Raw genomic sequence first — 6,780 nt, forward strand, 5'->3', positions numbered from 1 at the left:
AACAGGCAACGGGACAACATGCGCATGGGTTCAACCCTCTCCTTCGGGTGCGTGATAAGCCTTCTCACCGGCGTCAACGCGCAGATCGAGGCGGTTTTCAGGGGGTGTCAGCGGACAGGTGGCGAACGGTGTGAACGCGCACGGCGGGTTGTAGGCGTGGTTGAAATCCAGCACGACCCGGCCTTGGGCATCGGGCGCGTCCGTGTCCAGGTAGCGACCCGCCGGGTAACTGCCGTGGCCGCTGGTGCGGTCACCGAAGATCACAAACAGCGCCCCCCCCGGTTCTCCGATGGCCTCCAGCCGGTAGGTGGCGCCATCGCGCTCGAATTCCAACGCGCCGGCGTTGGGCATGGCGGTGGTCAGGCCGGTGATGTCCACGATCGACAGCGTTTTACCCGCCGGGTGCGGAACGAAGCGGGCCTGCACCTTCCATGACGGGCCGCCGGGCCAGTACAGCAGGCCGGTGAAGCCGGTGCGCGAGGCAGCATCGGCATGCTTGACGCGCAGCGCGAAACGCTCGCCCCGATGGATCAGGCTCAGGTGGCCCTTGCCGCCATCGAAGGCGATCACGGTCGGGGTTGCATCACGATCGCTGAAGAAGCGGATGCGCCCGTGCACCGGTGCCCCGTCCACGGTGAGCGCCACGCCACGTTCGGGCGTGAACCAGACCTGGTCCCCCGTGCGCGCCACCATGCCCAGCTTGTCCGGCCCCACGGCAAGGCGGATGCCACTGCCCGGACCACGGCCGATATAATGCGCCTTGTGCTCCAGCCAGTGCAGGCCGACCAGGGTGGTCCAGCCATCGGCGGCCACCAGGTCGGTGTAACGCTGCTGGCGCCACTGCTGCTGCTCGGCCGCGAAGGCTGGATCGGTCGCCATCGCGACCGGCGCATCCGCCGCCTTGTCCCCGCAGCCTCCGAACACGATCACCATGCAGGCCAGTGCGACCTGCCTTCCCCACTTCCCCATGTCTGTCCCCTTCAACGTCCGCGCAGGAACCAGCGGTCGATTTCCGCCAGCGAAAAACGGGCCCAGGTCGGCCGGCCGTGGTTGCACTGGCCGGAACGCTCGGTGATTTCCATGTCGCGCAGCAGCGCGTTCATTTCCGGCACCGTGAGCCGTCGGTTGGCGCGCACGGCACCGTGACAGGCCATCGTCGACAGGAGTTCGTCGCGTGCGCTGGCGATGCGCCGGCTCTGGCCGTGCTCACGCAGGTCGGTGAGCACATCGCGCAGCAGGCCTTCGGGTTCGGCGTTGGCCAGCAGCGCCGGAATGCTGCGCACATGCAGCGAGCCCGGTCCCGACCGGGTGATCTCAAAGCCCAGCGCCACCAGCGTGTCCGCCTCGCGCTCGGCGGTATCGGCATCGCGCTCGCCCACCGCCAGGGTGATCGGCACCAGCAGCGGTTGCGCGTGCAGCCCGATGCCGTCGTGCGCGGTCTTCAGCCGCTCGTAGCCGATGCGCTCATGGGCGGCGTGCATGTCCACCACGATCAGGCCTTCGGCGTTCTCGGCCAGGATGTAGATGCCGTGCAGCTGCGCGATGGCGTACCCCAACGGCGGCACGCCGCTGTCGGCGGAGGTCGCCGGCAGCCCGGACTGGCCCGGCACCGGCATCGACGCGGGTGCGGCGTCATCGTCGGCGCGCGGCTGCGCATACAGCGCGGCATAGGCCGAGGGCGCGTCGGCCACGCGCAGGCCCAACGGCGACTGTTGCGGCCGCCATTGGCCGCCCCCCATCCCGCCACCACCGCCCGCCCCGCCGGCCAACGCGTAACCGCCGGTCGCTGCAGCGCCGCTCTGTCCTGCCTGCATCTCCATCGGCGCGGCGATGCCTGCACCTGCCTCGATGCCGACGGCGGTCATGCCGGCCCGGGTCTCGGCCAGCGCGTCCTTCAGGGTGCGGTAGACGAAATCGTGGATGAGGCGCGAATCGCGGAAACGCACCTCGTGCTTGGCCGGGTGCACATTGACGTCAACGCGGGTCGGGTCCAGCTCCAGGAACAGCACGTAGGCCGGCTGCCGACCGTGGAACAGCACGTCGCCATAGGCCATCTTCACCGCATGGGCGACGCTGCGGTCACGCACCGACCGGCCATTGACGTACAGGTACTGCTGATCGGTACTGGCCCGCGAGTAATGCGGCTGCGCGATCCAGCCGTGCAGGCGCAGGCCGGCACCGCTGTGGTCCACGCGCAGCGCCTGGGCTGCGAAGTCGTCGCCGAGCGTCTCGCCCAGGCGCGCATCGGAATACAGGTCGCCGGGCTTGTAGCGTCGCGACGGTTTGCCGTTGTGTGAAACCCGCAGCTCCACGTCCGGGCGGGCCAGCGCCAACGACCGCAACCATTCTTCGATATGGCCCAGTTCGGTGCGTTCGGCGCGCAGGAACTTGCGTCGGGCGGGCACGTTGTAGAACAGCTCACGCACTTCCACCGTGGTACCAGGTGCATGCGCGCGCGGGGTGACCTCCCCGAGTTTGCCGCCCTCGATCTGCAACGCCGAGCCGTGTGCGTCACCGGGGCGTCGCGAGGACAGGGTGAAGCGGCTGACCGAGGCGATCGACGGCAACGCTTCGCCACGGAAACCCAGCGTGGCCACCGCTTCGAGATCGTCCAGGCTGGCGATCTTGCTGGTGGCGTGCCGGGAGACGGCCAGCGGCAGCTCTTCGGGAGCGATGCCACCGCCGTCGTCGCGGATCCGGATCAGGCGCACGCCACCTTCTTCCAGGTCGATGTCCACGCGTGTGGCGCCGGCATCGAGCGCGTTTTCCACCAGTTCCTTGACCACCGAGGCCGGTCGTTCGACGACCTCGCCTGCAGCGATCTGATTGATGAGGATGTCGGGAAGTTGGCGGATGGTCATGCGTGAATGATAGCGGCATCCGTGCAGCCGGCCAGAGGCCGGCTCTACGGGTGAATCGAAACCCGCCATACGGGCAAATAAAAACCCGCCTTTGGCGCTGAGGTTAGCCGGCCAGAGGCCGGCTCTACGGGCAAATAAAAACCCGCCTTTGGCGCTGAGGTTAGCCGGCCAGAGGCCGGCTCTACGGGCAAATAAAAACCCGCCTTTGGCGGGTTTTTATTTGCTTCCCCCGGCGACAGTGCCGGCGGCGTCGATTTCGGCCTGGGCGCGTGCGGCGTACAGGGTGCCGGGCGGAGGCTGGCGGCTGAAGAAGGTGTGCACGCCGTCGAGCACGGCCCCGGCGATCTGGCGCTGGTAGGCCGGATCGATCAGGCGCCGTTCCTCGTCCGGGTTGGAGATGAAGGCCGTTTCCACCAGCATCGCCGGCATGTCGGAGGTGCGCAGCACCGCGAAGTTGGCGCGCTCGATGTTCGGCTTGTGGTTCTTGCCGATCCGCTTCAACCCGCCCAGCACGTGCCCGGCCGCGTCTTCGGAGGCTTTCATGTAACCGCTCTGGGCCAGGTCCAGCAACACGTTGGCCAGGGTGCCCTCGGTCTGCTGCAGGCGCACGCCACCGACCAGATCGGCGGCGTTTTCCTTGTCCGCCAGCCAGCGGGCGCGCTGCGAGGACGCGCCTTTGGTGGACAGCACGTACACCGACGACCCGGTGGCCGCACGGTTCTCGGCCGCGTCGGCATGGATCGAGATGAAGATGTCGGCCTTGGCGGCGCGGGCCTTCTGCGCACGCATCGGCAACGGGATGAACACATCGGTGTCGCGGGTCAGGAACGCCTTCAGGCCCGGCGTGGCATTGACCTGCCGCGCCAGTTCGCGCGCGACGGCCAGGGTGATGTCCTTTTCGCGCTTGCCTGTCGGGCCGACCGCGCCGGGGTCCTGCCCACCGTGACCAGGATCGATGGCGACCACCAGGGTGCGCATGCCCGGACGCATCTTCATCCGCGACGCATCGCTGGGCATCGCCGGACGCGGGGCCTCGGCTGCGGTCGTGGAGGCCGGTACCGGCGCGGGAGCCGGCGCTGCCACCACGGCTGCAGTGGGCTGGCCTGCGAGGATCGCTGCCGGCGAGGCAGAGTTGCTGGCGGCGTTGGCGCTGCCCGCAGCGGCCACGTTGGCCGTAGCCGTGGTCGGGGCGGGGGTCGGCAGCGGCGCAGCCGCAGTAGCGCTGGCCTGCTGTCGCACCGAGGCGGTCAGCAGCGCGGTCGCGCGGGCGGCATCGTTGCGCGCCTGGGCGCTGTCTGCCGGCGTCGGTGCAGGCGTCTGCGCGACTGCCGTCGGCGCAGCCGAGGAGGCCGGCGTGGCGGTCGATGCGGGAACGGTCGCGGTCGGCGCCGCGCTGGCCGGTGTGCTGGCCACGTTCGTGCCGCCATCGCCCGGCCATTCGATCACCAGCGTCGACTCATTGCCCTGCCTGCGCATCTGCGGCCTGAACGGCGCCACCGACTCGGCCAGGTCGAACACCACCCGGAACGTGCCGGGAACCGGCTGGCCGGTGCGCACGGCCGTCACCACGCCCTTCGGCGTGGGCAGCCTGAGGTTGCGGATGGCCGTGGAGTCGGGGAAATCGACCACCAGGCGGTTCGGGCCGGCCAGGGTGAGGGTCTTGTAGCCGCCGCTGCCGGACAGCGCGATTTCCGCGCGGGTGCCGGTGGCGCCCGTGTCCAGCGCCACCTGGCGGATCTCGCCCGCCCACGCCACGGCGCTCGCCAGACAGAGTCCGACGACGGCGCAGAGGGCAGTGAGTGGTTTCCCCATTGGCATGGGTCAGGATTCAATCACCGCGCTGAATGAAATGCAACTCCTTTTCCCTTAATAATCCGTAACCTGCCGGATTTTCCTAGTGTCAGCCGACAGAAAGGGCCTGCAAGTCACCCCCTTGGGGAAGGCGATCGAGCCATTCACGGCCCGCGGCGCTGTCCGCGCGGAGCCGCACGCGACGCCCCTGCCCCTCGATCTCCAGCGCCACCACCAGGTCGGTGGGCGGCAGGGCGCCAGCGCCCCGTTCCGGCCATTCGACCAGCCACAGCGACGCGCTGCCCTCGTCGAGCCCGAGGAAATCCAGCTCTCCGGCGTGGCCGATACGGTAGAGGTCCAGATGCCAGGCCTCGTGCCCATCGGCCAGCGGATACCGCTCCACCAGCGTGTACGTCGGGCTGCGGATCGGGCCCTGTACCCCCAGCGCGCGCAGCAGCGCGCGGGCGAGCGTCGACTTGCCGGCCCCCAGGTCGCCCTGCAGCTGCACCACGGCCTGCGCCGGGCGGGTGGCCGCGAGCCACTGCCCGAGCAGGTCGGTGTCGGCGGGTTCGGCGAGGAAAAACGTGATCATGCGGGGCGGTCCGGATTGACGAAGCGGCGCAGCGGCGCCAGAAGATCGGTGGGCAGCAGGCCACGCTGGCCTTCGGCGGCGGCGGCGTCGCCGGCCAGGGCATGCAGCAGCGCGCCGGTGCTGGCCGCGTCGAACGCCCCCAACCCCTGCGCGCGCAGTGCCGCGATCACGCCGGTCAGCAGGTCTCCCATGCCTCCGACGGCCATGCCGGGATTGCCGGCGGCAATCACCCGCGGGCGGGCGTGCGGCGCGGCGACCAGCGTGCCGGCCCCCTTCAGCACCACCACGGTCTGGTAGCGCTGGGCGAGCGCCTGCACGGCGGCGAAGCGGTCGCCCTGCACCTCGGCGGTGCTGCAGCCGAGCAGGCGCGCGGCTTCGCCCGGGTGCGGGGTCAGCACGGCATCGGGCAGCGGCTGCGGTGACTGCGCCAGAAGATTCAAGGCATCCGCATCGACCACCAGCGGACGACCGGCGCCAAGCACCTGCCGCCACAGTTCGTGGGCCCAGTCGTCCTGACCCAGTCCCGGGCCGATCGCAATCACGCCGGACTGCGGCAGCAACGCGGACAGATCCTGGGCGTCCTCAACCGCGTGCACCATCGCTTCGGGCAGGCGCGACAGCAGCGCGGTGACATGCGCCTGGCGGGTGGCCACACGGACCAGTCCGGCGCCACTGCGCAGGGCCGCCTCGCTGGACAGCATCACCGCGCCACCGCTGCCAAGGTTGCCGCCCACGCACAGGACCTGCCCGGATTCGCCCTTGTGGGTGTTGGCGCGACGGGGCGCCAGCAGCGCGCGCACGCGTTCGTGGTGCCAGCGCGACGCCGATGCGACCACGTCCCGGGCGCTGCCCTCGGGCAGCTGCAGCGGTGCCAGTCGGCGCTCGCCGACATGTTCCAGCGCATCGCCGGTGTACAGGCCCTGGTGGCACACAATGAACTGCAGGGTCACAGCAGCCCGCACGGCTACGCCCGGCACCGCGCCGGTGCGCGCATCCACGCCGCTGGGCACATCCAGTGCCAGCACCGGGGCCGTCTCCTGGTTGAGTGCGGCGATGCGTGCCGCGGCGGCCGCCTCCGGCGCGCGATCCAGTCCGATCCCGAACAGTGCGTCCACCCAGACATCCATCGCGGGCAGCGGCCCGTCGCCGGCCAGCACATCCCCCCCCTGCGCCAGGAAGGCCGCCTGTGCGCGCTGGGCCAGCGCCGTGGCCGGTGCGTCGCGAGGCAGGTGCAGCACCTGCACGTGGCGGCCGGACTGCCGCGCCAGCGCCGCCAGCACGTAGCCGTCGCCACCGTTGTTGCCGCGCCCGGCCAGCACGCCGATGCGCTGGGCCTGCGGCCAGTGCTCCAGCAGGCATTGCCAGGCGGCCAGACCGGCCTGGTCCATCAGCGAAGCGCCACCGTCGCCCAGCAGCGCACTGGCCTGGGCATCGATGCGGCGGGCGGCAGGGGTGTCGAAGAGTTCAGCGAGTTCAAGCATGACGGGATTCTATACTTGCCCCCTGATGTCCGCCGTCCCCGCCCCTGTCCCGCTC

5 protein-coding genes are annotated in these 6,780 nt (G+C 70.2%); all 5 read right to left on the reverse strand.

Features of this window, described 5'->3' with window-relative positions:
- Nucleotides 1–30: 30 nt before the first annotated feature.
- Nucleotides 31–933, reverse strand: coding sequence for a DUF1684 domain-containing protein (locus tag OC534_RS18155; RefSeq protein ID WP_262072331.1), 903 nt, complete (start codon nucleotides 931–933; stop codon nucleotides 31–33).
- Nucleotides 934–980: 47 nt separating this feature from the next.
- A complete protein-coding gene (gene mutL, locus OC534_RS18160; protein ID WP_017357615.1) occupies nucleotides 981–2,861 on the reverse strand; it encodes a DNA mismatch repair endonuclease MutL in 1,881 nt (626 codons plus the stop codon).
- A gap of 216 nt (nucleotides 2,862–3,077) precedes the next feature.
- The gene (locus tag OC534_RS18165; RefSeq protein WP_136003245.1) at nucleotides 3,078–4,673 is read right to left on the reverse strand and encodes an N-acetylmuramoyl-L-alanine amidase; all 1,596 of its coding nucleotides are present in this window, start codon (nucleotides 4,671–4,673) and stop codon (nucleotides 3,078–3,080) included.
- Nucleotides 4,674–4,761: 88 nt separating this feature from the next.
- Nucleotides 4,762–5,244, reverse strand: a complete 483-nt coding sequence (gene tsaE / locus OC534_RS18170) for a tRNA (adenosine(37)-N6)-threonylcarbamoyltransferase complex ATPase subunit type 1 TsaE (protein ID WP_136003244.1) — start codon at nucleotides 5,242–5,244, stop codon at nucleotides 4,762–4,764.
- Nucleotides 5,241–6,725, reverse strand: a complete 1,485-nt coding sequence (locus OC534_RS18175; protein WP_262072330.1) for an NAD(P)H-hydrate dehydratase — start codon at nucleotides 6,723–6,725, stop codon at nucleotides 5,241–5,243. The genes tsaE and OC534_RS18175 overlap by 4 nt, the downstream gene beginning before the upstream one ends.
- Nucleotides 6,726–6,780 lie beyond the last annotated feature (55 nt).

Source organism: Stenotrophomonas sp. Marseille-Q5258 (genome assembly GCF_946900935.1).
Lineage (GTDB): Bacteria > Pseudomonadota > Gammaproteobacteria > Xanthomonadales > Xanthomonadaceae > Stenotrophomonas > Stenotrophomonas nematodicola.